Below are 26337 nucleotides of genomic sequence, written 5' to 3' on the forward strand. Positions count from 1 at the left end.
GGGGGGGGGGGGGGGGCCGCGGGGGCGGGGGGGGGGGTTCGGGCGGGGGGGGGGGGGGGGGGGGTGCCCCGGTCCTCCCCCCCCCCGCCCCCCCACCGGCGGGGGGCGGGGGCCGGTGGTCCGGGGCCCGGCCCGCCGCCCTCCTCGGGAGCCCCATGGACAACCGCGCCACGAAGCCGGTGATCGCCTTCATCCCGCCGTCCTGCTGTGGGGCCGGCTACTTCCGTCCGCTGCGGCGTGCGCTGGGGGACCGTGTCGACTTCCGCGGGCTGGAGCTCCCGGGTCACGGCAGGCGGTTCGACGAACCCCGGCTGACCGAGGCCGCTGCCGCGGTGCGGGATCTGGCGGGCCGCCTCGACGGACCCGTCGACGCCGTGTACGGGGAGAGCCTCGGCGCGTACATCGGTCTGGCGCTGGCCGCGGAACTCCCCCAGCCCCGTCCGCCGGTCCTGCTGGCCGTCTCCAACACCCCTCCCTCGGTACGGGAGTCCCCGCTGCCCAGGAAGGCGGCCTCGCTCGCCGAGGCGATCGCCATGCTGACGGCGATGGGCGGAGAGATACCGGCGGACGTCATGGCCGACCCGGCCCTGTCCGCCCGCGTCTTCCCTCTCGTCCGGGACGATCTGCTGCTGTCCGGTTCGTTCATCGAATCGCTGCGCACCACGCGCTGCGCCGGGGACATCCACGTCGTCGCCGGGTACGAGGACGCCTCTGTCGGCGGACTCGACGCGTGGTCCCGGCACACATCCGCCCGGTGCTCCGTCGTGCTCCTGCCGGGCGGACATCTGCTCTCGGCGGCCAGTCCGTCCGCCGTCGCCGAGGCCGTTCTCGGTGCCCTGCCGTACGGCTCCCCGGAGAGGGCCGCTGCCCCAGGAGCCTCCCGACTCATCCCTCAGGCAAAGGAATCGACATGGTGACAATGCTCGCAGGCGGTCCGGTGCCCGGGATGAGCCACCATCAGATGCTGATCTTCCTGTTGCAGTTCGCGGTACTCCTGATCTCCGCCGTCCTGCTCGGCCGCCTCGCCATGCGGCTGCGGATGCCTGCCGTGGTCGGTGAGCTCACCGCGGGCGTCGTGCTCGGGCCGTCGGTGTTCGCGAACCTGCTGCCCTCCCTCTCGGGCTGGCTGATGCCCCGTGATCCGTCCCAGATGCACCTGATAGGTGCGGTGGCCCAGCTCGGCGTGCTGCTGCTGGTCGCCGTCACCGGCGCGCACATCGACCTCAACCTGTTCCGCCGCAAGGGCCGGGCCATCGGCTGCGTCAGTGCCGGCAGTGTGCTGCTGCCACTGGCGCTCGGCATCGGCATGGGCTTCCTGCTGCCGGCCACCTTGATGGGCCCGGAAGCCGACCGCACGACGTTCGCGCTGTTCATGGGTATCGCTGTGGCGATCAGTGCTCTGCCGGTGATCGCCAAGACCCTGCTGGACATGCGTCTCCTGCACCGCGATATCGGTCAGCTGATCGTCGGTTCGGCCGCGGTGAGCGACATCGTGGGCTGGCTGCTGCTGTCCATCGTGTCGGCCATGGTGGCGACCGGGGTGGAACTCGGACTGGTGGTCAGGACCGTCGCCTACCTGATCGCCGTCCTGGCCTTCGCGGCGGTCGTCGCGCGGCCACTGGCCCGGTGGACCCTTGAGCTCGTCGGCAGCGAGAAACACCCCGAGAGCGGGATAGCGACGATCGTCGTTCTGATCGTGGCTTCGGCGGCGGGCACGCACGCGCTCGGGATGGAGCCGATCCTCGGCACGTTCCTCTGCGGCATCGTCATCGGGTCGCTGGGTCCGGCGGGCCGTAAACCGCTCAGCGCCGCGAGGCCGTTCGTCATGTCCGTCCTCGCTCCGCTGTTCTTCGCCACGGCGGGCCTCCAGGTCGACCTGGGCGCCCTGGCGCGGCCCGAGGTGTTCCTCGCCGGGATGGTCATCCTGGCGGTCGCCATCGGCACCAAGCTGGTCGGCGGCTACGTCGGGGCGCGGATGGGGCGGCTCAGCCGCGGTGAGTCACTGGCCATCGGTGCCGGGCTCAACGCGCGCGGGGTGGTGGAGATCGTCCTCGCCACGGTGGGCCTCCAACTGGGGGTTCTGACCACGGCCTCCTACACGGTGATCATCCTGGTCGCCGTGGTCACCTCGATGATGACGCCGCCGATGCTGCGCTATGCGACACGCAGCATCCCCACGACCTCGATCGAGGTCGAACGGGAACGGGAGTTCAGCGCCCTCTGAGGCGCGCCACCGGGGGCCGCCCCCGCCCCTCGCGCCAGGACGCATGATGCCGCCGGTGTCCCACGGACACCGGCGGCATCATGCGTCCTGGCGGCGGATCAGGGATGTACGGGGCGGGCCGTCCGGTGCGGCGGATCGGGCAGACTCGCGTGGTCGAGCTTGCCATTGGGTGCCAGCGGCAGGCGCTCCAGGGATACGAAGGCGGCCGGGATCATGTAGTCGGGCAGCCGGTCCGCCACATGGCGTCGCAGGGCCCGCGGCGTCGGCCCCCGCGCCCCCGCTCCGTCGGCGGACGCGGCCGGGACGACGTAGGCGACCAGGCGGCTGCCACCGGACGCCGGATCGGGCCGCAGGCAGACCGCGGCGTGCGCGACGCCCGGGTGGCCGGTGAGCGCGGCCTCGATCTCCGCCGACTCGATCCGGAAGCCTCGGAGCTTCATCTGGCCGTCTCCGCGTCCGAGGTGCTCCAGCTGGCCGTCCGCGTTCCAGCGGGCCATGTCACCGGTGCGGTACATGCGCGATCCGGGCGCGCCGAAGGGGTCGGCCACGAACCGTTCCGCGGTCGCCCCGCGCCGGCCCGCGTATCCGCGGGCGACCGAGCCGGCGACGTACAGCTCCCCCGTCACTCCCGGCGGGACCGGAGCAAGTCCCGGACCGAGCACATAGGCGCGCATGTTGCCGATCGGGCGGCCGATCGGCGCGCTCGTGCCCTGCCACCCGTCGGGGACGGTCCAGGTCGTGGCGTAGAAACTCTCCGTCTGCCCGTAGGCGTTGACGACGGCCGCTCCGGGGGCGGCCTCGCGCACCCGCCGCACGAGTTCCGGCGGAAGCTGCTCCCCCGCGAACATGAGGGTGTCGACGTGCAGCCGGCCGGTGATCTCGGGGAGCAGTTCGGCGAAGACCGACGGCACGGTGTGCAGCACGCCGCCGCTCCAGCCGCCGCGTTCGGCGAGTACGAGCACGTCGCGCACCACCTCGACCGTGGCACCGGTACTCAGGGCCGTGAACACCTCGAAGACGGAGACGTCGAAGTTGATGGAGGTTCCGGCGAGCATCCTCGCACCGGGCCCGGTGCGGACCACCTCCGCCAGCCCGCACACCCCGTTGACGATGTTCGCGTGGGTGAGGGCAACGCCCTTGGGGGTGCCGGTCGACCCGGACGTGTACATCACATAGGCGAGCCGCTCCGGCTGCGGCGGATCCGGGAGTTCCGTAGCGGCAGCCCCCTCCGGCACCTCCGGCCCGTCCAGAAGGCATACGGGCACGGTGTGCACGGGCAGCTCCGCGGCGGTCGCGGTGTCGGTGAGGAGCAGGCCGGGCCCGGCGTCGCCCAGGAGGTGACGGAGTCGCTCGGCGGGGTAGCGGGGGTCGACCGGCAGGTACGCCGCGCCCGAGCGCAAGGTGGCGAGCAGCGCGACCACCAGGTCGGCCGAGCGTGGCAGCGCAAGCGCGACAACCGACTCGGGAGTGACCCCCGAACGCAGCAGGCTTCGGGCCAGCCGGTCGGACCGGTGCCACAATTGGCGGTAGGTCATATCGACGTCGCCACAGACCACGGCAACGGCGTCCGGAGTGCGGTCGACCTGTCGCGCCACGAGTTCGGGAACGGACACGGCGGGCCTGGGGGCCGCCGTGTCGAGCAGTTCGGTGAAAAGGCGCCGCCTTTCGTCAGGTTCCAGGACGTCCAGGCGGTCCACCGGCGAGCCGGGGCGCTCGGTCACCTGCGCGAGGACCGTCAGGAAGCGGCGCGCCAGGGCGAGCGCCGTCGCGGGCTCGAACAGGTCCGCGTCGTACTCGATCTCCCCGGCCCCAGGAGTCGTGTCCGGTAGCTCGGCGGCAGGAAGCCTCACGACGAGATCGCACGGCACCCATGGGTCGACGACGGAACGTTCCGGGGTCACGGTCAGCCCCGGCAGACGGCCACCGTCGGGCCATTCGAGAGGATGCGGGCCGACATCCAGAAGTACTTGGAAGACCGGGTGGTGGGCGGCCGGCACTTCGGGGACGAGGGCACGGGCGAGAGCGTCGAACGGTGTCCGGGTGTACTTCGCCGCGGTGAGGGTGCGCTCACGCACCTGGTCCAGCAGTTGGATGAAGGTGGGATCGCCGGACAGGTCCGCCCGCAGCACCCAGGTGTGCTCGGCGCCGCCCGGCCCGGACCGCGCGCCGTCCGGGACCCGGGTACCGATCGGTACGTCGGTCCCGGCGCCGATCCTGTGCAGGAGCACGACCAGCGCGGCCTGGAGCACCGCGGTCACCGTCACGCCCCGGCCCCGCGCCAGCCCCCGCACCGCCGCCCACAGCGCGGCGTCCGCCTCCAGCGGCACGACGGCCCGTCGACGGCCCGCCACCGCAGGTCGAGGCCGGTCGAGGGGAAGCGCCAACAGGGGGGTCGAGCCCGCGAGTTCACTCCTCCATTGAGCCTCGTCCGCGAGGACGGCCGGTACCGCCCGATCGGCGACCGTCCGCTCCTGGTGGACGCCGCGGAGCTCCACGCGTGGGGGCCCGTCCCACCGTGGCACCCCGCCCGCCCGACGAGCCGCGAGGGCGGTGTTCAGGTCCCGCACCAGCCGCGCGGCGTACGGTCCGTCGGCGACGGCCGGGTGGAGTGCCAGCAGGAACACGTGCCGCTCGGGTCCGGTACGCAGGACGGCGGCGCGTGCCGGCCGGTCCGCGCCGGCGTCCGAGAAGGCGCGGACCGTCGTAGGCACGCGGTCGGGCGGGACGTCGATCACGGGGGGCTCGGCGCCCTCCGGGACCGGTTTCCGGCCGTCCGGGGCCGGCTGGGCCCGTCCCCCGTCATGGTGCGCCACGACGTCGCGGAACGCCGCCCTTAGGTCATCCGCGTCGAGGCGCCCGGTGAGGCGCCACGACAGCACCTTGCAGCGGGGAACCGAAGTCTGCGGGATCATACGTGCCTTCTCCTCCTGTACCCGGTCCGTCATCGCGTGCCGGGCGCGCCGGCCGCGGGGCGGGTGCCGGGCGCCCCTCCCGCCGGCGACACAGGCCCGAAGGCCGTCCCCGCAGGGGTGAGCAGGTCCCTGTCGACGGCACGGACGGCGTCACAGCCGATCAGAGTCAGTGCCAGGTCCAGTTCCGCCAGCAGGCACCGCAGGACGTGGTGGACGCCCCGTTCCCCGTCGAGCGCCAGGCCGTACTGGTACGGCCTGCCGTAGAGGACGGCATCCGCACCGAGGGCAAGGGCCTTGACCACGTCGCTGCCGGTGCGCACACCGGAGTCCATCAGCACCGGGACGTGATTCCCGACAGCTGCCCGCACCGCGGGCAGGGCATCGAGTGCGGCGATGCTGCCGTCGAGCTGGCGGCCGCCGTGGTTGGAGACCACGATGCCGTCCGCGCCGCGGTCGAGAGCCAGCCGGGCGTCGTCGGGATGCAGGACGCCCTTGACGAGGATCGGCAGCCGGGTCAGCTCGCGCAGTCGGGGCAACCGGTCCCAGGTGAGTCCGGGGTTCGCGGAGATGGCCGCCCAGTGGCGGACGACGTCCCCGGGGCCCGCGTTCTTAGGCAGTGACGCCCGGAAGACCGGATCCGAGGCGAAGTTGGCGAGGCCCGCGCCCTGGACGAAGGGGAGGTAGCCGTGGTCGAGGTCGGCCGGGCGGTAGCCGAAGGCGGGGTTGTCGACGGTGAGCACCAGCGCGGAGTAGCCGCTCGCCTCGGCCCTGCGCGTCAGGGACTCGGCCACCTCGTCGTCCGAGGGCCAGTACAGCTGGAACCAGCGCGGTCCCGGTCCGGCCTCCCGTGCGACCTCCTCCATGGTGTGGCAGGAGAAGCTGGACAGGACGAACGGCACCCCCACGCGGGCGGCACCTTTGACGGCCGCGAGTTCGCCGCCCGGGTGCACCACCGTCTGGGCTGCCACCGGCGCGAGAAGCACCGGGGACGCCAGGCGCTGTCCGAACAGGGAGACCGAGAGGTCACGAGAGGTCACACCGCGCAGCATTCTCGGCACCAGGCTCCAGCGGTCGAACGCGGCCCGGTTGGCGCGGGCGGTGGCGCCGGTGCCCGCGTTGCCGGAGACGTAGCCGTAGGCGTTCGGGGTGAGCAGGGCCCGGGCCGCGGCGTCGAGCCCGGTCAGGTCGGTGGTGATGCGCTCCGCCGCCGCCGTCGGCCCGGCCAGGTAGATCTCGCGGACCAGGTCCGCGGGCACCGGAGTTCCCGTGCCGGGCGTCTCGTCCCGCGGCCTGGCGGTGCCGGCTGTCCGGCGCAGCAGCAGTCCGGCGGTGGCGCCGGCGCGTTCCGTCAGAGCGAAGTGACCGCCCTCGATGGTCTCGACGTCGTAGGCGCTCTCGGTGTGCCGGGACCACTCCCTCATCTGGGCCAGGGCGTTCTTCGGGTCCTCGGCGGCCAGGAGGACCGTGATGGGCGTCCGTAGCGCCGTCCCCTCGTCGCAGTGGTAGCGGCGCAGCAGACGGTGGTCGGCTCGCAGCACCCGCAGCACCTCGCCCAGGGTCTCCGGGTCGCGGAGCAGGGCATCGGGAACGCCGCCCAGTCGGCGGAGCCCGGCGACGAGATCGTCGTCGCCGAGGCTGTCGAGGTCGGGTTCCTCCCAGTCCTGGGCCGGCGGCCGGGCCGCCGAGACGAACAATCCGGCCACCGTGCCGCGTTCCTCCAGGAGCCGGGCGGTCTCGAAGGCGACGAGCGCCCCCATGCTGTGGCCCAGAAGGAACAGGGGGCGGTCGTCGGCGGACGCCAGTGCCCCGGCCACGCCCTCGGCCAGGGTCGCGATGTCCTCGGCGCAGGGCTCGAAGTGCCGGTCCTGCCGTCCTGGGTACTGGACGGCGAGCAACTGGACGTCCTCGGACAGGGCGGCGGAGAGTGCGGCGAAGCTGTTGGCCGCGCCGCCCGCGTGCGGGAAGCACACCAGACGCACGGTGCTGTCGCGCCGGGTATGGAACGACCGCGTCCAGCGGTCCGCCCGCACGGGCGGACCGGCCGGGGAGGCGTTGCGCGGTGCGCCGTCAGCGGCAGCGGCTGGATTGCGGGTCATGTCCGCGAACTCCCGTCCTCGGTGGTGATGGCCAGCTGATCGAGCAGGAGGCGCAGGCGCTCGCCCACGACAGCCCGCTCGGCGCCTACGGGGGCCCGCTCGGCGAGCACGGATTCGAGCCGCACGAGCTCCTCGGGGACGGACGGGGCCGACGGGCCGTCCGGGTCCGCCTCGTCGAGGGGCGGCAATTGCTCCCGGAGGTGGGCGACGAGGTCTCTCGGCGTCGGCCAGTCGAAGACGAACGTGGCGGGCAGCCGTGCGCCGGTGGCCGCCGTGATCCGGTTGCGCAGCTCCACGGCGGTCAGTGAGTCGAAGCCCACCTGGTCGAAGACGCTGTCCGGGGCGACGGCCGTGTCGGAGGCGTGGCCGAGCACGGCGGCCACCTCGTGCAGCACCAGGTCCATCAGCCGGTCGCCCGTGCCCGCACTCGGTGTGGTGGCCGACGAGCCGTCGGCCGGCCGGCCGGCGCCGTTCACCGGCCGGGCCGAGGCCGGCACCAGCGACTCCAGGAGCACCGGCAGGACCCCCTTGCGGCTCTGCTCGGCGAGGCCCTCGACATCCCATCGCACGGCCACAGCCACCGGGCGGTCGCGGCGGACGGCGGCGTCCAGCAGGGCCAGCCCCCTCTCCGCGGGCAGCGGACGCACTCCGAGCCGGGCCATGCGGGCCAGCTGGGCCGGATCGAGGCCGCTCCCCATTCCGCCCTCGGGGTCCCACAGACCCCAGACGACGGAGACGCCGGGCAGTCCGGCAGAGCGCCGGCGTTCCATCAGAGCGTCGAGGAAGGCGTTGGCCGCGCCGTATCCGCCCTGGCCCGCAGAGCCGAGGGTGCCCGCCAGGGAGGAGTACGCCACGAACGCCGAGAGGTCGAGTCGGGCGGTGAGCTCGTGCAGGTTGAGGGCCGCGTCGACCTTGGGCCGCAGCGCCCGGTCGAGTTTCTCGGCGGTGAGGGCGGTCAGCACGGCGTCGTCGAGGACACCGGCCGCGTGCACCACCCCGCCGATGCGGACGCCGTCCCCGGCCAGGGTGTCGAGTGCCGTGGCCAGCGCCGCCCGGTCGGCGGCGTCGCAGGCGACCGTACGGACGTCCGCGCCGAGAGCCCGCAGGGCGGCGATCTCCCGCGCGGCGTCCTCGGACGGCGCCCCGCGCCCCATCAGCACCAGCTGCCGTACGGAGTGGGCGGCCACCAGGTGACGCGCCGTCAGCAAGCCGAGCCAGCCGAGGCCGCCGGTGATCAGGACGGCACGGGTATCGTCCCAGAGCTCGTCCGGCGCCGGGAGTTCGAGCACCACCTTGCCGATGTGCCGTGCCTCCGCCAGGTGACGGAAGGCGTCGGGCGCGCTACGGACGTCCCACGCCGCCACCGGCGGCGGCTGGAGCGCCCCCTGCTCGAACAGGTCCAGCAGGGTCCGCAGCATGGCCTGGATGCGGTCCGGGCCCGGGTCACGGACGTCGTAGGCCAGGTAGTCGACACCGGGATGCTCGCGGGCTACGGCGGCCGGGTCGCGCCGGTCGGTCTTGCCCATCTCCAGGAAGCGCCCGCCGCGGGGCAGCAGACGCAGGGAGGCGTCGGCGAACTCCCCGGCGAGGGAGTTGAGCACGACGTCGACGCCCCGTCCCTCGGTGCGCTCCAGGAATCGCGGCTCGAATTCGAGCGTACGGGAGGAGGCGACGTGATCGTCCGTGAGCCCTCCCTCGCGCAGCGCGCCCCACTTGCCCGGGCTCGCCGTGGCGTAGGCCTCGGCCCCCAGGTGGCGGGCGATCTGGAGAGCCGCCGTGCCGACACCGCCGGCGCCCGCATGGACCAGGACCGACTCTCCGGCGCGTAGTCCGGCGAGGTCGACCAGCCCGTAGTAGGCGGTCAGGTAGGCGACGGGAACCGCGGCCGCCTGGCGGTAGGACCAGCCCTCGGGGATGGGGCAGACCAGGCGCCGGTCGGTCACGGTGGTGGGGCCGATGCCCGAGAACAGGCCGAGGACCCGGTCACCGGGGCTCAGGTCCGTGACACCGGGCCCGACCTCCGTCACCACCCCCGCGCCCTCGCCGCCCTGGCCGCTGCCCCCGGCGTCGGGGTCGACGGTGGGCGGTATGACACCGAGGGCGAGCAGGACGTCGCGGAAGTTCAGCCCGGCCGCGCGCATCCGGACCCGGATGCGGCCGGGAGCCAGCGGCGCGGACGCCTGCGGCCAGGGCTCCATCGACAGGTTGGCGAAGGACTCCTTGGCCACGTAGTCCAGCCGCCAGTCCGCCGCTGCGGCGGGGGGCTTCAGCACCGTGGCAGGGGCTGCCGGGGTGAGGCCGGGGCGGTAGGCGGTGCCGCCGCGCAGGGCCAGCCGGTCCTCGCCGAGGGAGAGGGTCCCGGCGAGGACGGAGAAGAGGGCGGCCCGGGAGGCGTCGGTTCCGTCCTCGTCCAGAACGATGAAGCGGCCGGGCTGTTCGGCCTGTATCGAATGCACCAGGCCCCAGGCGGCGCGGTGTGCGGACCGGTCCGCGGGCTGCTCGCCGAGCACGGTGACGGCCTGCCGCGTGAGTACCACGAGGCGGGTGGCGGACAGCCGTTCGTGGGTGAGCAGGAAGCGGGCCGCGGCGAGGACGTGCCGCAGCACCGCGCGGATGTCCTCGACCTCGGTCCCGGCACCTGGCGCGGGGCACGGCAGCAGGAGGACGTCGGGCGGCGGGGCTCCGTCGGCGAGTACGGCGGCGAGGTCGCCCTGATCGGGATGGACGCGGACGCCGGCGCCGACGGGTACGTCCCGCTCGTCACCGATGAGGGCCCAGCGCCCGGTCACCGGCGCGTCGGGGTTCTCCGGGGGGGCCGTCCAGGTAGGCAGCTGGATGCCGTCCCGCTCCTCATGGCGGTCCGCTCCGGCCGGCAGGGGCCGCAGGGCGAGCGAGGCCACCGACGCGACGAAGGTCCCGTCGGTGCCGGTGACGAGGAGGGAGACCGCGTTGGGTCCCGCGGGGGCCAGCCGGACCCTCACCCGGTCGGTCGGACCGTGCATGCGTACTCCGGACCACGCGTAGGGAAGCTGGGCGCCCCCGCCGTCCAGGAGGGTGCCGAGGGCGAGCGGGTGGAGGGCGGCGTCGAGGAGAGCGGGGGCCAGGACATGGGTGCCGGCGCTCCGGCCGTCCGCCTCCGGCAGAGCGACCTCGGCGTAGAGCTCCGGTCCGTGCCGCCACACCGCCAGCAGCCCGCGGAAGCGCCGACCGTACTCCAGCCCGTCCGCGGCCAGGCCGGCGTAGAGGTCGTCAAGGTCCAGAGCGACGGGCTCGGCACCCGGCGGGGGCCACTCGGCGGCGTCGGCGATACCGGCAGGGGCGCCTGCCGGGGCGACAGTGCCCCGGGCGTGGCAGGTCCAGTCCTCGTCAACAGCGTCCGCGGTGCGGGCGTGGACGGTGATCTCGCGGGCACCTGCCGGGTCCGGACCGCCGACGAGGACCCGCACCTGGATCTCGGCGTCCTCGGGGACCGCGAGCGGCGCGGCCAGGACGAGTTCCTCCACGAGATCACATCCGGTCTCGCGACCCGCGCGCACCGCGAGGTCGAGCAGCGCGGTGCCGGGGAGGAGGACCCGGCCCGCGACCCGGTGGTCGGCCAGCCACGGATGGGTGGTGAGACCGAGTCGTCCGGTGAACAGGGTTCCGGCGGTCTCCGGCACGTCGGCGGCGGCGGTGAGCACCGCGTGGTCGAGGCCGATGAGGCCCGCCGCCCGTACGTCGCCGGTCTGCGGCACACGCTCGATCCAGTAGGCGTCGCGCTGGAAGGCATAGGTGGGCAGGGCGACCCTCGCGGCGCCCCGGCCGGCGAACACCGCGGCCCAGTCGACGGCGGCGCCGCAGGCGTGCAGCCGGGCCAGTGCTTCCAGGAGCGCCGTCGTATCGGGCCGACGGCGGCGCAGCGCCGGGACGAGCGTGTACCGCCGGTCGGCGGCGGTGTCCTCGGCCAGGCAGTCGTCCGCCATGGCGGTGAGATCCCCGGCCGGCCCGATCTCGACGAAGCGGGTGCAACCGAGCTCCGCGAGCGCGTGCACACCGTCGCGGAAGCGGACCGGCCGGGAGGCGTGGCGGATCCAGTACTCGGGGTCGGCGAGTGCTTCGGGGCCGACCGGGCGTCCGGACAGGTCGGAGACGACGGTCAGCTCCGGCGGGTGGAAGGTCAGCCCCTTCACCACGGTGCGCAGTTCGTCGAGCGCCCCGTCCATCAGGGGTGAGTGGAACGCGTGGCTGACGGGCAGCCAGGTGGCCCTGCCGCCGGCTTCTTCGAACGCCGCGATCACCTCCGCGAGCGCGGCCCGGTCGCCGGAGAGCACAGTGGACGCCGGGCCGTTCACGGCCGCGACGGCGATCCGGTCCGTCCGGTCGCGGATCAGCTCGGCGGCCTGCCCCTCGTCGGCACGGACAGCCACCATGGCTCCCCCAGGGGGGAGTTGCTGCATGATCCGGCCTCGGGCCACGACCAGGTCGGCGGCGTCGGACAGCGAGAGCACGCCTGCGGCGTGGACCGCTGCCAACGCGCCGACGGAGTGCCCGAGGACGGCGTCGGGTCGGATGCCCCACGACGCCAGGAGCCGGAACAACGCGACCTCGATGGCGAAGAGGGCGGGCTGGGTGTACTCGGTACGGTCCAGCAGACCGGCCTCCGCGGACTCCTCGTCGGCGAACAGCACCTCGCACAGCGGGCGGGGCATACGGCCGTCGAGTTCGGCGCAGACGGTGTCGAACGCCTCGGCGAACACGGGGAAGGCCGAGTGGAGTTCGCGGCCCATGCCGAGCCGCTGGGCACCCTGGCCCGCGAAGAGGAACGCGGTCCGCCCTTCGGTCGCTCTGCCCCGTAGCACGGGGATCTCGTCCGCCCCGGCGGCCAGCGCGCGGAGCCCGGCGGTCAGCCCGTCGGTGTCGCCAGGGAGGAGTACCGCCCGGTGTTCGAGGTGCTCACGGGTGGTGGCGAGCGAGAATCCCAGGTCGAGGAGGCGGTCGGACCCCGCGGTGATCCGGTCGAGCAGACGGGCCGCCTGGGCTCCGAGCGCGGCCCCGCTCTTCGCCGAGAGCACCACGGGAACGGTCGGGAGCGCGGCGGCCGGCGCCGGGCCGGTGGACGCGGCCCGGGGTGCGGGCGGCTCCTCCAGGACGACGTGGGCGTTGGCGCCGCTGATGCCGAAGGAGGAGACGGCGGCCCGGCGCGGGCGCCCGCCGCCGGGCCAGGGGCGGGCCTCGGTCAGCAGTTCCAGCGCGCCGGCCGACCAGTCGACGTGGGGCGTCGGTTCGTCCGCGTGCAACGTCCTCGGCAGGATGCCGTGACGCATCGCCATGACCATCTTGATCACTCCACCGACACCCGCGGCACTCTGGGAGTGGCCGATGTTCGACTTGAGCGATCCCAGGTGCAGAGGGCGGTCCGCGGGGCGGGAAGCCCCGTAGGCGGCCATCAGGGCCCGTGCCTCGATCGGGTCGCCGAGCGAGGTGCCGGTGCCGTGTGCCTCGACGGCGTCGACCTCGTCGGGGGCCACGCCCGCGGCGGCGAGCGCCTGCCGGACGACCTGTTCCTGCGCGGGCCCACTGGGGGCGGTGAGTCCGTTGCTGTCGCCGTTCTGGTTGACGGCGGAGCCGCGCACCACGGCCAGCACGGGATGGCCGAGGCGGACGGCGTCCTCCAGCCGTTCGAGCAGGAGGACCCCCGCTCCCTCCGCCCACCCGGTTCCGTCGGCTGACGCGGCGAACGACTTGCACCGTCCGTCGCGGGCCAGACCGCGCTGTCGGCTGAACTCGACGAACGGCATGGGTGTGGCCATCACGGTGGCTCCGCCGGCCAGGGCCAGCGTGCACTCCCCGCGTCGCAGCGAGGCACAGGCGAGGTGCAGGGCGACCAGCGACGAGGAGCAGGCGGTGTCCACGGTGAGGGCGGGGCCCGTGAACCCGAAGGTGTAGGCGACGCGCCCGGAGGCGACGCTGCTCGCGCTGCCCAGTCCGAGGTAGCCCTCGTACTCCGCGGGCGCCGGGGACAACCGGGTTCCGTAGTCGCCGTACATGGTGCCGACGAAGACGCCCGTACGGCTGCCGCGCAGTGACGCGGGAGTGATACCCGCGTCCTCAAGGGCCTCCCAGGCGGTTTCCAGCAGCATTCGGTGCTGCGGGTCCATGGCGTGGGCCTCGCGGGGCGACACACCGAAGAACTCGGCGTCGAAGCGTGTCGCCTCCCGGACGAATCCGCCCCGGTCGACGTAGGACGTGCCCGGGTGGTCCGGGTCGGGGTGGTGCAGGGCGGACAGGTCCCAGCCGCGGTCGGCGGGGAACGGTCCGACCGCGTCCACCTCGTCGGCGACCAGCCGCCACAGGTCCTGCGGGGAGGCGACGCCGCCCGGGTACCGGCAGGCCATGCCGACGATGGCGACCGGGCCGCTCTCCCGGTCGGCACGGCGGGCGTCCGCCGCCCGGAGCCGTTCGTTCTCCTTCAACGCCGCCCGCAGCGCGTCGACGACTTGATCAGGGGATGTGGCCGTCATCGTGTCTCTCCGTAGGTCGCTGCTAGGGGGTGTCCGGAAGGGCGCCGCCCAGTGCCAGGCGGACCAGTTCGGCGGGGGTCATGGAGTCCAGAGCCGCGTCGTCGTGACCGGACCCGTCCGGCGGAGTGCCGCCCGGTCCCGGTGCGGCTCGGGTGTCCTCCTCCGGCGTGGACGGGCCGGTGAGTTCAGCCGCCAGCCGGTCGGCGAGCGCGCCGGGACTGGGGTGGTCGAAGACCAGGGTCGGGGGCAGTCGGGTCCCGGTGACGGCGCTCAGCCGGTTCCGCAGTTCGAGGGAGGTGAGGGAGTCGAACCCCATGTCCTGGAAGCGCCGGCCGGCCGGTATCCGGTCGTCCGCGCCGAGGCCGAGGACCGCGTGGACCTCCCCGCGCACGGCCTCCAGCACGATGTGGTGACGTTCCTTGCGCGGGGCGCGGGCCAGCCGCTCACGGAGGGTGACCGCCGGGTCCGCGCCGGGCCCCGGTGCGTCGCCCGGACGCGGCGGTCCGGCGAGTTCCCGCAGGATCAGCGGTGCCGTGTGCCTGTCCACGGCGCCCGGTGCGAGCCGCGCGGCGACCAGGACGGGAGCGTCGCGGGTCACGGCGGCGTCGAACAGGGCGAGGCCCTCCTCGGCTGTCAGCGCGCCCACACCCGTGCGGGACAGGCGCAGCAGGTCCGCCTCGCCCAGGCCGTCCGTCATCCGGCCCTCGCCCGCCCACAGGCCCCAGGCCAGGGACAGTGCGGGCAGTCCTTCGGCACGGCGTCGCACCGCGAGCGCGTCGAGGTAGGTGTTGGCCGCCGCGTAGTTGCCCTGGCCCGCCGTGCCGAGCAGGCCGGCGAGCGAGGAGAAGAGAACGAATGCGCTGAGGTCCAGGTGGCGGGTCAGTTCATCGAGGTGGCGAGCGCCGTCGGCCTTCGGCCGCAGGACGGCGTCCAGGCGCTCGGGAGTGAGGCTCTCGACGACGGTGTCGTCGAGCACCCCGGCCGCGTGCACCACGGCGGTCGGAGGGTGGGTGCCGGGCAGGGCGTCCAGCACGGCGGCCAGGGCCGAGCGGTCGGCGGTGTCGCAGGCCGCGACCGTCACCTGGACACCGAGGCGCTCCAGTTCGGCCACCGTCTCCTCGGCGCCCGGTGTTCCGATGCCGCGCCGGCCGGTCAGCAGCAGCCGTCTCACGCCGTACCGGTCCGCCAAGTGCCGCGCCACCAGGCGGCCCAGCGTGCCGAGGCCACCGGTGATCAGGACGTGGCTGTTCTCGTCGAACGGCACCTCGGAGCCGGGACGGTGCCGGTGGGGACGCAGGACCGGGGCAAGAGTGTGTCCGGCCCGGACGGCCGTCTGGGGCTCGCCGGAGGCGGCCGCCCGGACGATGCCGCGCACCGACTCGGGCCTGCCGTCGGTGTCCACCAGGGCGAAGCGGCCGGGGTGTTCGGACTGTGCCGACCGGATCAGGCCCCAGACGGCGGCACGTGCGGGCTCCGGCGCTCCGGTGGCGTCGGCGGCGACGGCGGCGCGGGTGACGAGGACGAGCCGGGAGGCCGCGAACCTGCTGTCCGAGAGCCAGCGCCGGGCCACGTCCAGGACGGCGTGGAGGTCTTGGGTGTCCGCCTCGGCGGACCCGCCGGGTTGGGCGGGTCCGCCGAGCGCGGAAGGTCCCTCGGGTGGAGTGGACCGGTCGTTCCCGGCTGCGCCGGGTGCGGCGGGTCTGCCGGATACGGCACCGCCGGGTTCGAGAGCGACGACGACGGCGGGGACCTGAGCGCCCTCACCGACCGCGCGGACGAGGTCGTCGAAGTGACCGGCCGTGCGCACCGGCACGCCGGTGGCACGCACCGCGTCCCGTACGGCGTCGGCGCTGGGACCGACGACGGCCCAGGTGCCCGACGGTACGGTGCCCTCGCCGTCGCGCTCCGTCCAGTCGAGCTGGAACAGGGCGGCCGCGCCGGACGGCACGGCGGCCTCCTCCGCCGCTTCACGCAGGGCGAGGCCCGCGGCGGTGAGCACGGGGGAGCCCTTGGTGTCCGTGACGAGCAGGGACCATGTATCGCCGTCCGCCCGGCGCAGACGCACCCTGAGGGCGCGGCCGCGGGCCGGGTGCAGCGTCAGACCGGTCCAGGCGAACGGAACGAGCGGACGGTCGTCGTCACCGGTGGCACCGAGCAGGCTGTGCAGGGCGGCGTCGAGCGCGGCCGGGTGCAGCAGGTGGCCGTCGTCGGCCACGTCCGCGGGCAGTTCCACCTCGCCGTACAGCTCGTCGTCGCGGCGCCACAGGGCGCGCAACCCGCGGAAGGCGGGACCGTAGACGTAGCCGCGTTCCGCCAGGCGGGGGTAGAGGCCCTCCAGCGGGAGGGGGGTGGCGTCCGGGGGCGGCCGGAAACCGGCCGGGTCGTCCGCGGCGGTTCCCTCGGGTAGTAGTACGCCGGTGGCGTGCCGGGTCCACTCGCCGTCGTCGGCCGGGTCCGGACGGGAGTGGATGGTCAGGGTGCGGCTGCCATCCGGTCCGGGGCCGGAGACCATCAGCTGCACAGCGGTGGGGCCGGCGAGCGAGAAGGGCTGTTCCAGGACGAGTTCGCCGACGTGTGGCGCGCCGGACCTGCTGCCCGCGTACAGGGCGAGTTCGGCGAGTGCCGTGCCCGGCAGCCGCGCCGAGCCGGCCACCACGTGTTCGGCGAGCCAGGGCCTGGTCCCGGGGTCCAGCCGGCCGCTGAGGAGCAGCCCCTGGCCTCCTGCGAGGTCCACCGAGGTATCGAGGAAGGGATGGGCACCCTTCGCGGCGACAGGCCCGACGGCGGGGGCCGGGGCGCTCAGCCAGTAGCGCTTGCGCTGGTAGGGGTAGGTCGGCAGGGCGACGGTCCGCCCGCCGGGGAAGAATTCACTCCAGTCGACGTCGGTACCCGCCGTGTAGGCCTCGGAGAGGGCCGCGGCGACGGTGCGGACCTCGCCGTGGCCGCGTCGCAGCAGCGGGGCGGCCACGGTGATACCGAATTCCCCGTCGTCGGCCGCGGCGGCCCTGACCAGGGCGGTGAGCACGGCGTCCGGGCCGAGTTCGAGGCAGAGCGCGACCCCGTCGTCGGCGAGGTGGCGCAGTCCGTCGTGGAAGCGGACGGTGCCCCGCAACTGGCGCACCCAGTGGTCGGGGTCGGACAGTTCCTCGAAGGTGGCGGGGCGCCCGGTGACGTCGGAGACCACGGGAATCCGCGGCGGCTTGACGGTGACCCCCGCCGCGACCTCGCGGAACTCGGCGAGTATGCCGTCCATGTGCGGCGAGTGGAAGGCATGGGAGACCCGCAGACGGGATGTCCTGCGGCCCTTGGCCCGCCAGGCGTCGGCCAGCTCGGTCACCGCTTCCTCGTCGCCGGTGACGACGACCGACGAGGGCCCGTTCACGGCGGCCAGGTCCACGCGGCCGGTGTAAGGGGCCAGTGCCTGGGTCATTTCGGCCTCGGTGGCCTCGACAGCAGCCATGGCGCCACCCCGCGGAGCGCTCTGCATGAGCCGTCCCCGGGCGGCTACGAGGGTGCAGGCGTCCGGCAGGTCCAGAACGCCGGCGACGTGCGCGGCGGCCAGTTCGCCGACCGAGTGCCCCAAGAGCTGGTCGGGTGTCACCCCGGCGTGCTCCAGCAGCCGGAACAACGCGACCTGCAGGGCGAAGATCGCCGGCTGGGTGCAGCGCGTCTCGTCCAGCTGCCGTGCCTCCTCCGTGCCCTCCTCCGCGAACATCAGCTCCTTGAGGTGGATTCCGGAGACGGCCCGCATACGGTCGCAGACCGTGTCCAAGGCTTCGGCGAACACCGGGAAGCGGGTGTAGAGTTCCCGCCCCATGCCGGGGTGCTGACTGCCCTGGCCGGTGAAGAGGAAGGCGGTCGGGGCCCGCCGGTCAGCCGTGCCCGCCACGACGTTGCCGACCGTACGGCCGGTCCGCAGACCGTCCAGCCCGGCGAGGAGTTGGTCCCGGTCGGTGGCGAGTACGACGGCCCGGTCGGCGAGCGCCGACCGCGACACGGCCAGGGAGCGGGCCGCGTTCCAGTGGGCGGTGGTGAGTGCGGTGCCGTCCGGGCCCCGGGCCGCCAGCGGCCTCAGCTGCTCGGCCTGAGCGCGCAGAGCGTCCGTGCCCCGGGCCGAGATCACCCATGGCAGCAGCCCGGCGGGCGCCTCGGCGGGCTGCTCCGGTTCGGCCTCGACGGGGGCCTGCTCGACGATCACATGGGCGTTGGTGCCACTGACTCCGAACGACGACACACCGGCCCGGCGGGGGCGGGCGTGCTCGGGCCAGGGGCGGGCCTCTGTGAGCAGGGAGACCGCGCCCGCGTCCCAGTCCACGTGGGAGGTCGGCTCGCCGAGGTGCAGGGTGCGGGGCAGGACGCCGTGCCGCATGGCCATGACCATCTTGATGATCCCGCCCACGCCGGCCGCGGCCTGGGAGTGGCCGATGTTGGACTTCAGCGAGCCCAGGTGGAGCGGAGAGTCCGGCGCGCGGTCCTGTCCGTACGTCGCAAGGAGGGCCTGGGCCTCGATGGGGTCTCCGAGCCGGGTGCCCGTGCCGTGCGCCTCGACCGCGTCGACGCCGTCGGTGGTCAGCCCCGCGCTGTCGAGCGCGTCGCGGATGACCCGTTCCTGCGAAGGACCGTTGGGGGCGGTGAGCCCGTTGCTCGCGCCGTCCTGGTTGATCGCGGAGCCGCGGACGACGGCCAGCACCTGGTGGCCGTTGCGGCGGGCGTCGGAGAGCCGCTCCAGCAGCAGCACACCCGCGCCCTCGCTCCACGCTGTGCCGTCCGCACTGTCCGCGAACGCCTTGCAGCGGCCGTCCGGTGCGAGACCCCGCTGACGGCTGAACTCCACGAACGTCGCGGGAGCCGCCATCACCGTGACGCCGCCGGCGAGGGCCAGCTCGCACTCGCCGTTGTGCAGAGCCTGCGCGGCGAGGTGCAGGGCGACCAGTGATGAGGAGCATGCCGTGTCCACGGTGATGGCCGGGCCCTTGAGCCCCAGTGTGTAGGAGAGGCGCCCGGACACCACACTCGGCGAGTTGCCGATGAAGCGGTACGCCTCGACGTTCTCGGGTGTGGTGGGCAGACGGGACGTGTAGTCGCTGTACATCACGCCGCAGAAGACACCGGTACGGCTGCCGTGCAACGCCGTGGGGGCGATGCCCGCGCTCTCCACAGCCTCCCAGCCGGTTTCCAGCAGGAGCCGCTGCTGCGGGTCCATACCGATGGCCTCGCGCGGGCTGATCCCGAAGAACTCCGCGTCGAAGAGGTCCGCGTCGTACAGAAAGCCGCCATGCCGGGTGTACGACTTCCCCGGGCGGTCCGGGTCGGGGTCGTACAGGTCCTCGACGTCCCAGCCGCGGTTCTCGGGAAACGGGCCGATGGCGTCCGCGCCCTCCGCGACCAGGCGCCAGAGGTCCTGCGGGGTGCGCACGTCGCCCGGGTAACGGCAGGCCATCCCGACGATCACGACCGGGTCGCTCTGGGGAGCCGGGGTACGGGCCCCGGACCGGACCGGGATGGCGGCGGCCGCGGGGGCCGCGCCGATGCGGTCCAGAAGGTGATCGGTGAGGGCTGCCGGGGTGGGATGGTCGAAGACGACGGTGGACGAGAGGGCGACACCGCTCGCGGCCGCCACCCGGCTCCGCAGTTCCAGCCCGGACAGGGAGTCGAGGCCCAGTTCGCGGAAGGCGGTGGCCGGGTGGACCCCCGAGGCGGACTCCAGTCCGAGCACGGCGGCGACGGTGTCGGCCACGAGGTCGCCGACGGCCCTTCGGCGGTCGGACGGCGCGAGTTCCGCCATCCGCCCAGCCCACTGGGCGGCGCCACCGGCGGCGGCCCCCCGGCCAGGTCGTCGAGCGGGGACGAGGGTCCGCAACAGCGGGGGAATCGCCGCACCTGAGCCGCGGAGCGCGGCGAGGTCGAGCTCGGCCGGAACGAGCAGGGGCTCGTCCCGGCCGAGTGCCGCGTCGAACAGCAGGGTGCCGCGTTCGGCGGTCAGGGGGCGCACGCCGGACCGGGCCCAACGCGCCAGGTCGGCGTCGGCCAGCTCCCCGGCCATGCTGCCCGCGGTGGGCTCCCACATCCCCCATGCCAGCGAGGTCGCCACCAGCCCCTGCGACCGGCGGTGCTGCGCCAGGGCATCGAGGAAGGCGTTGGCGGCCGCATAGGCGCCCTGCCCGGCGCTCCCGAGCAGCCCGGCGACCGAGGAGAAGAGCACGAAGGCGTCCAGGTCCAGGTGCCGGGTCAGCTCGTGGAGGTGCCAGGCGCCTTCCGCCTTGGCGCCGAGCGCTCGGTCGGCATCCTCGGACGAGAGATTCTCCAGCGTGGCGTCGGCCAGCACTCCAGCGGTGTGGACGACGGCGGTGAGCGGGTGGGCGTGCGGGACATCGGCGACGACCGCGGCAAGGCGTTCGCGGTCGGCGACGTCGCAGGCCACGACGGTGACACTCGCGCCCAGGTCCTCCAGTTCGGTGGTGAGTGCCTTCGCGGCGGGCGCGGCGTCCCCCCGGCGGCTGATCAGCACCAGGTGGCGGATGCCGTGCTGGACCACCAGGTGACGGGCGATCAGGCGGCCGAGGCCACCGGTCCCGCCGGTGATCAGGACGGTGCCCCCGGTATCGAGGGCGGCCGGGCCTGCGGCAGACAGGCCTCTGTCGGCCGGTGCGGCCTCGCGGCGCAGCCTCGGCACGTACGGCTTTCCCTCACGCAGAGCGCATTCGGGTCCGGCTCCGAAGGCAGCGGCAGCGGCGGACCGCAGCCCGGCCCTGTCGTTGTCGTCGATGTCGAGGAGGGCGAACCGGCCGGGGTGTTCACTCGCGGCGGTACGTATCAGGCCGCGTGCCGCGGCGGCCGGCAGGTCGTGAACGTCCTCCCCGGGCCGCACGGCCACGGCTCCCCGGGTCAGGAGCAGCAGTTTCGTGGACTCCAGACGGGGATCGGCCAGAAGGCGGCGGACGGCGTCGAGCGTCGAGCGGACGGCGGTGCGCACGCGTTCCGGTTCGTCGCCCGCGCCGCTGGGAGAAGTGGGCGCGAGGACCAGGACGTCGGGGGCGGCGGTGCCGGAGCCGAGGGCGGCGTCCAGCGCGGCGAAGGTGGTGAAGGTGGTGGCGGTGAGGGCCTCCGTGTCCGGGGCGGCGGTGCCGAGGACGGCCCACCGGAGGCCGGGCGCGAACTCGGCCTCCGGTACGGGCTGCCAGACGATGTGGTGCGGAGTGGCCGGCCCGGTGGCGCCCTGTCCGGAGATCCGGTCGGCCGCGACGGGTCGCAGGGTCACGGAGTCGATACTCAGCACCCGCCCCCCCGCCGGGTCGTCGGCCGTCAGGCGCCAGGTGTCGCCCGAGGCCTTGGCCAGCCGTGCCCGCAGCCGGGTGGCACCGGTGGAGTGGAGCGTGACACCGTCGTACGAGAACGGGACCCGCACGACGCCCGCCTCGGCGTGCCCGGCGAGCAGCAAGGGGTGCAGCGCGGCGTCGAGCAGGACGGGGTGGATGCCGTAGTCGGAGGCATCGGCGTGCAGCTCCTCGGGCAGTGCCACCTCCGCGTAGAGGTCTCCCCCGGACTCCCAGACCGCCTCGATCCCCTGGAAGGCGGGCCCGTAGGCGTAACCGTCATCGGCCAGGCGTTCGTAGAGGCCCTCGTGGGAGAGCCGGGTGGCGCTCTCGGGCGGCAGACCGCTCCCTTCGTCCGGGCCGGCCGCGCCCTCGGCGGTCAGCGTTCCGGTGGCATGGCGTGTCCACTCCCCCTCGTCCCAGGGGCCGGTGCCGGTGCCGGTGCCGAGGCAGGAGTGCACCGTGACCCGCCGCTCGCCCGCGCTGTCGGCGCCTCCGAGGCCGATCTGCAGCCGGATGCCCTCCTCGGGCATGATCAGCGGTTCCTCCAGGACCAGTTCACGCAGCCCGTGGCAGCCGGCCCGGTCGCCGGCGGCCACCGCCAGTTCGACGATCGCCGCGCCGGGCAGCAGCACCGTTCCGCCGATGACGTGCTGGGCCAGCCACGGGTGGGTGCGCGGGGAGAGGCGACCGGTCAGCAGCAGCCCGTCCCCGTCGGCCAGACGGGTCATGCCCCCGAGCAGCGGGTGGTCCGCGGCGATGACACCGAGCGTGGTGGCATCGCCGGCCGCGGCACCGCCGTCGAGCCAGAAGCGGCGGCGCTGGAAGGCGTAGGTGGGCAGCGTGACGCGCCGGGCGCCGGGGAACATCCGTCCGGCGTCCGGCCGGATCCCGTACAGGTCGAGCTGGGCCAGGACGGCGGCGACGGAGTGGCGCTCGGACCGGCCGGGGCGCAGCAGCGACACCGGACGTACGGCCTCCTCGCCCGCGCAGGCGCCGACCATGGCGGCGAGCACGGGGGCAGGACCCAGCTCGACCCATGCCTGGACGCCGTCCGCCTGGAGGGTGCGCACGCCGTCGGCGAACCGGACGGTCCGGCGCAGGTGGCGGACCCAGTAGGCGGGGTCCGCCAGCTCCTCGGCGGTGGCGAAGGCGCCGGTGACGTTGGAGACCACGGGAATGCGCGGGGGGTGGTAGGTGAGCCCCGCGGCCACCTCTCGGAACTCGTCGAGGACCGGCTCCATGTGCGGGGAGTGGAAGGCATGGCTCACCTTGAGCGGGGTGGCGCGTCGGCCCTTGGCGCGCCAGCTGCCGCCCAGTTCGGCGGCGGCGTCCGCGTCACCGGTGACGACGACGGAGGCAGGCCCGTTGACGGCGGCGATGTCGAGGCGGCCCTCGTACCCCGCGAGCGATGCGCGGATCTCCTCCTCCGTCGCCTCGATGGCCGTCATGGCGCCACCGCCGGGTGCGGACTGCATCAGCCGCGCCCGGTTCGCCACCAGAGTGCAGGCGTCCGCGAGGTCCAGGACGCCGGCGGCGTGGGCGGCCGCGATCTCCCCGACGGAGTGGCCGAGAAGGCGGTCGGGAACGATCCCGTAGTGCTCCAGCAGCCGGAACAGGGCCACTTCCAGGGCGAACAGAGCAGGTTGGGTGTACTCGGTCCGGTCCAGTCGCCGGCTCGCGGCGTCGGCGTCGGCCGCGCCGGTCACGAACACCACGTCCTTGAGGGGGGTGGGCAGGTGCCGGTCGAGCTGGGCGCACACGTCGTCGAACGCCGAGGCGAACACGGGGTGCGCGTCGTAGAGTTCGCGGCCCATGCCGGCCCGCTGACTGCCCTGGCCGGTGAACAGGAAGGCGGTGAGGGCCTTCCCCCGGCGGGCCGGTGCGGCGGACGGCTCGGGGCCGCCGACCACATCGGCCGACGGCTCACCGGCGGCCAGCAGCGCCAGGCCGCGCCGGAAGCTCTCGCGGTCCTCGGCGACGACGGCGGCCGCGTGGGCGAACCGGGCCGGGGCTTCGGCCAGCGTCAGGCCGGTGTCGGGCCATTCGGTGTCCGGATGTTCGTCCAGGAACGCGCCGAGCCGCGCGGCCTGGGCCCTCAGCGCGTCCTCGGTGCGGCCGGAGAGCAGCCCATGCCCCGGCAGCACCGGGACCGCCGCCGCCCGCGGCGGCGCCGGGACCCGGCCGGGGGCCTGCTCCAGGACGACGTGAGCGTTGGTGCCGCTGATACCGAAGGACGACACTCCGGCGCGGCGCGGACGGCCCGCGTCGGGCCACGGCACCGCCTCGGTCAGCAGCCGGACGTCGGCGGCCGTCCAGTCGACGTGCTCGGTCGGGTGGTCGATGTGCAGGCTGCGGGGCAGGACACCGTGCCGCATCGCCAGGACCATCTTGATCACGCCACCGACCCCGGCCGCGGCCTGCGCATGGCCCACGTTGGACTTCAGCGATCCCAGATGGAGGGGTCCCGACCCGCCGCGGCCTTGCCCGTAGGCGGCGAGGATCGCCTGGGCCTCGATGGGGTCTCCGAGGCGGGTGCCCGTGCCGTGCGCCTCGACCGCGTCGACGTCGCCCGCGGTCAGGCCGGCCGCGGCCAGGGCGGCGCGCAGGACCCGTTCCTGCGCGGGTCCGCTGGGGGCGGCCAGTCCGTTGCTCGCGCCGTCCTGGTTGATCGCGGAGCCGCGGACGACGGCCAGCACCTCGTGGCCGTTGCGGCGGGCGTCGGAGAGCCGCTCCAGCAGCAGCACACCCGCGCCCTCGCTCCACGCGGTGCCGTCCGCACTGTCCGCGAACGCCTTGCAGCGGCCGTCCGGCGCGAGGCCCCGCTGACGGCTGAACTCCACGAACATGCCGGGGCTGGACATCACCGTCACTCCCCCCGCGACCGCGAGGCGGCACTCACCGCTGCGCACGGCCTGGGCAGCGAGGTGCAGGGCGACCAGCGACGAGGAGCACGCGGTGTCCACCGTGACGGCGGGGCCTTCCAGCCCGAAGGTGTAGGCGACACGGCCGGAGAGCACGCTGGTGAAGTTGCCCGTGAGCAGGTATCCACCGGACCTGTCGTCCGCCTCGTGCAGGCGCGGCCCGTAGTCCTGGGCGAGCGCCCCGAGGTAGACCCCGGTCCCGCTGCCGCGGAGCGCCGCGGGGTCGATCCCCGCGCGTTCGAGGGCTTCCCACACGGTTTCGAGGACCAGGCGTTGTTGCGGGTCCATACCGATGGCCTCGCGCGGGCTGATCCCGAAGAACTCCGCGTCGAAGAGGTCCGCGTCGTGCAGGAAGCCGCCCTCCCGGGTGTACGAGCGGCCCGCGCGGCCGGGATCCCGGTCGAACAGGGCGTCCAGTGCCCAGCCGCGGTTGACCGGGAATCCGGAGATCGCGTCCCGCTCGCCGAGAACGAGGTCCCAGAGGTCCTCCGGCGTGGTGACCCCGCCAGGGAAGCGGCACGCCATGGAGACGATGACCACCGGGTCCTCGGCGTCGGCGTCCTGCCGCACGGTGTCCGTGTCGGTGCCGGGCCGGGTGCCGTTGGTCACGGCGGCAAGGTGCGCGGCGAGGCGTTCCGGCGTGGGATGGTCGAAGAGCAGAGTGACCGGTAGACGCAGGCCGGTGGCGTCGACCAGTCGGTTGCGGAGTTCCACCGCCGTCACGGAGTCGAGCCCGATGTCCTGGAACGCGGCGTCGTCGTCGGGAAGTTCGTCCGGCTCGACCCCCATGACCAGCGCGGTTTCGGTCCGCAGCAGGCCGAGAAGCCGGCTCGTGGTCTCCTCCGCGCCCGCTCGCGGTGTCCCCTCGTCGACGGGCGCCCCCGCCCCCTCACCCGCGGCCGGTCCCGTGGCGGCGGGGAGGTCGACGGTGCGGGCGCCGGGCAGGAAGGCGGGCCGCCAGTCGACCGGGGTGCCGTGGACGTGCAGCCGCGCCAGTGAGGTCAGGAAGCGCCGGGTGCCCTCCTGCCCCCAGCGAAGCGTCTCCACCACGACCGCGGGGGACTCCAGGTCGTCCAGCGTCTGCTGGAGCGCCATGGTGAGGACGGGGTGGGGGCTGATCTCGACGAACGCGTCGTGGTCCGCGAGCGTGCGGACCGTCGCGTCGAGGCGGACGGTACTGCGGAGGTTGCCGTACCAGTAGTCGGCGTCCAGGGAGGGGGTGTCGATCCGCTCGCCGGTCACGGTCGAGTGGAAGGGCACCTCGGCGGCGCGCGGCCGTACGGGGGCCAGGGCGTCGAGGATCTCCTCACGCAGCGCCTCCATGTGAGGGGAGTGGGCCGCGACGTCGACGGGGATGCGTCTGGCCTGGACGCCCTCGTCCGCGAACGTGTCCAGCAGCCGGTCGACGGCCTCGCGGTCGCCGGACAGGACGACGGACCGGGGCCCGTTGACCGCCGCCACGCCCACCCGGTCGCCCCAGGCGGTGAGGGCGGACTCCAGCTGTGCCACGGACGCGGTCACCGAGACCATCGCGCCGTGGCCGGCTATACGCGCCTGTGCCCGGCTCCACCGGGCGACCACACGTGCCCCGTCGTCCAGGGACAGGGCCCCGGCGACGACGGCCGCGGCGATCTCGCCGTTGCTGTGCCCGACGACCGCCGACGGGCGCACCCCGAAGGAGGCCCACAGGTCAGCGAGGGCCAGGCTCGCCGCGAACAGGGCGGGCTGCACGACGTCGTCGCGGTCGAGGGACGCGGCGCCGGGCGCCCCGCGCAGCACGTCCTCCAGCGACCAGTCGATGTACGGGGCGAGGGCACGGGCCGAGGCGTCGACGGACCGGCGGAACACCGCCGAGCTGTCGAGGAGCCCCGCCGCCATGCCGACCCACTGGGACCCCTGGCCGGGGAAGACGAACACGGTGCGCCCGCTCGGGCCGGCGTTCGCCGACACCCGCCCGGCGGAGCCGCGGCCCTCGGCAAGTGCCGCCAGCTCTCCCGCGAGTTCGTCCTCGTCCTCGGCGAGGACGACCACCCGGTGGTCGAGGACGGGCTGCCGCGTCAGGGTGAGCCCGAGGTCGGCGGCCGAAGGGCCGCCGCCCTCCAGGTGCCGCAGGAGCAGGGCGGCCCGGGACCGTACCGCGGCCGGTGTCGCCCCGGACAGGACCAGCGGCACGGCGCATGCTTCGAAGGGCTGTCCGGTGGACGGGGGCGGGGGGCCCTCGGGCCCGGGCGACGCGGTGGTGGTGGGGGCCATCCCGGTGGACCCGGCCTCGGTGCGCTTGTGGTCGTCGGCAGACACGTCAGTACTCGCTCCAGGTCGTGGGCGTGCCGAGGGCGGCACTTCCGGCGTGCGGAGGGCGGTCGGCGGG

6 protein-coding genes are annotated in these 26337 nt (G+C 74.3%); 2 read left to right on the forward strand and 4 right to left on the reverse strand.

The genetic code is table 11. The annotated features are described in order from the left end of the window. Positions 1 to 155: 155 nt before the first annotated feature. Both ACIQAK_RS32350 and ACIQAK_RS32355 read left to right on the forward strand, forming a co-directional pair. Positions 156 to 917, forward strand: coding sequence for an alpha/beta fold hydrolase (locus tag ACIQAK_RS32350; protein ID WP_366390735.1), 762 nt, complete (start codon positions 156 to 158; stop codon positions 915 to 917). 29 nt (positions 918 to 946) lie between these two features. After that, positions 947 to 2224 (forward strand): cation:proton antiporter, encoded by a 1278-nt coding sequence (locus ACIQAK_RS32355; protein WP_366390736.1) that lies wholly within the window; start codon positions 947 to 949, stop codon positions 2222 to 2224. A gap of 98 nt (positions 2225 to 2322) precedes the next feature. On the opposite strand, the gene ACIQAK_RS32360 is transcribed toward ACIQAK_RS32355, so the two are convergent. From ACIQAK_RS32360 to ACIQAK_RS32375, 4 genes are read right to left on the reverse strand one after another with little or no spacing between them, the layout of a single operon-like run. Continuing rightward, complete coding sequence (locus ACIQAK_RS32360; RefSeq protein ID WP_366390737.1) at positions 2323 to 5136, reverse strand: amino acid adenylation domain-containing protein; 2814 nt, start codon at positions 5134 to 5136, stop codon at positions 2323 to 2325. Positions 5137 to 5165: 29 nt separating this feature from the next. After that, positions 5166 to 7232: an alpha-hydroxy-acid oxidizing protein gene (locus ACIQAK_RS32365; RefSeq protein ID WP_366390738.1), complete on the reverse strand. Its 2067-nt coding sequence runs from the start codon at positions 7230 to 7232 to the stop codon at positions 5166 to 5168. After that, positions 7229 to 13732: a type I polyketide synthase gene (locus ACIQAK_RS32370; RefSeq protein ID WP_366390739.1), complete on the reverse strand. Its 6504-nt coding sequence runs from the start codon at positions 13730 to 13732 to the stop codon at positions 7229 to 7231. The genes ACIQAK_RS32365 and ACIQAK_RS32370 overlap by 4 nt, the downstream gene beginning before the upstream one ends. Before the next feature lie 22 nt (positions 13733 to 13754). Beyond that, positions 13755 to 26267 (reverse strand): SDR family NAD(P)-dependent oxidoreductase, encoded by a 12513-nt coding sequence (locus ACIQAK_RS32375; protein ID WP_366390740.1) that lies wholly within the window; start codon positions 26265 to 26267, stop codon positions 13755 to 13757. Positions 26268 to 26337: the final 70 nt, after the last annotated feature.

Origin of the sequence: Streptomyces sp. NPDC088706 (assembly GCF_044752765.1) — a bacterium.
Taxonomy (GTDB): Bacteria; Actinomycetota; Actinomycetes; order Streptomycetales; family Streptomycetaceae; genus Streptomyces.

Excerpts from the sequence above, each read along its gene's own strand:
- ACIQAK_RS32360 (WP_366390737.1), bottom strand. The coding sequence starts at position 5,136 with ATGATCCCGCAGACTTCGGTTCCCCGCTGCAAGGTGCTGTCGTGGCGC.
- ACIQAK_RS32370 (WP_366390739.1), bottom strand. The coding sequence starts at position 13,732 with ATGACGGCCACATCCCCTGATCAAGTCGTCGACGCGCTGCGGGCGGCG.
- ACIQAK_RS32355 (WP_366390736.1), top strand. The coding sequence starts at position 947 with ATGAGCCACCATCAGATGCTGATCTTCCTGTTGCAGTTCGCGGTACTC.
- ACIQAK_RS32365 (WP_366390738.1), bottom strand. The coding sequence starts at position 7,232 with ATGACCCGCAATCCAGCCGCTGCCGCTGACGGCGCACCGCGCAACGCC.
- ACIQAK_RS32350 (WP_366390735.1), top strand. The coding sequence starts at position 156 with ATGGACAACCGCGCCACGAAGCCGGTGATCGCCTTCATCCCGCCGTCC.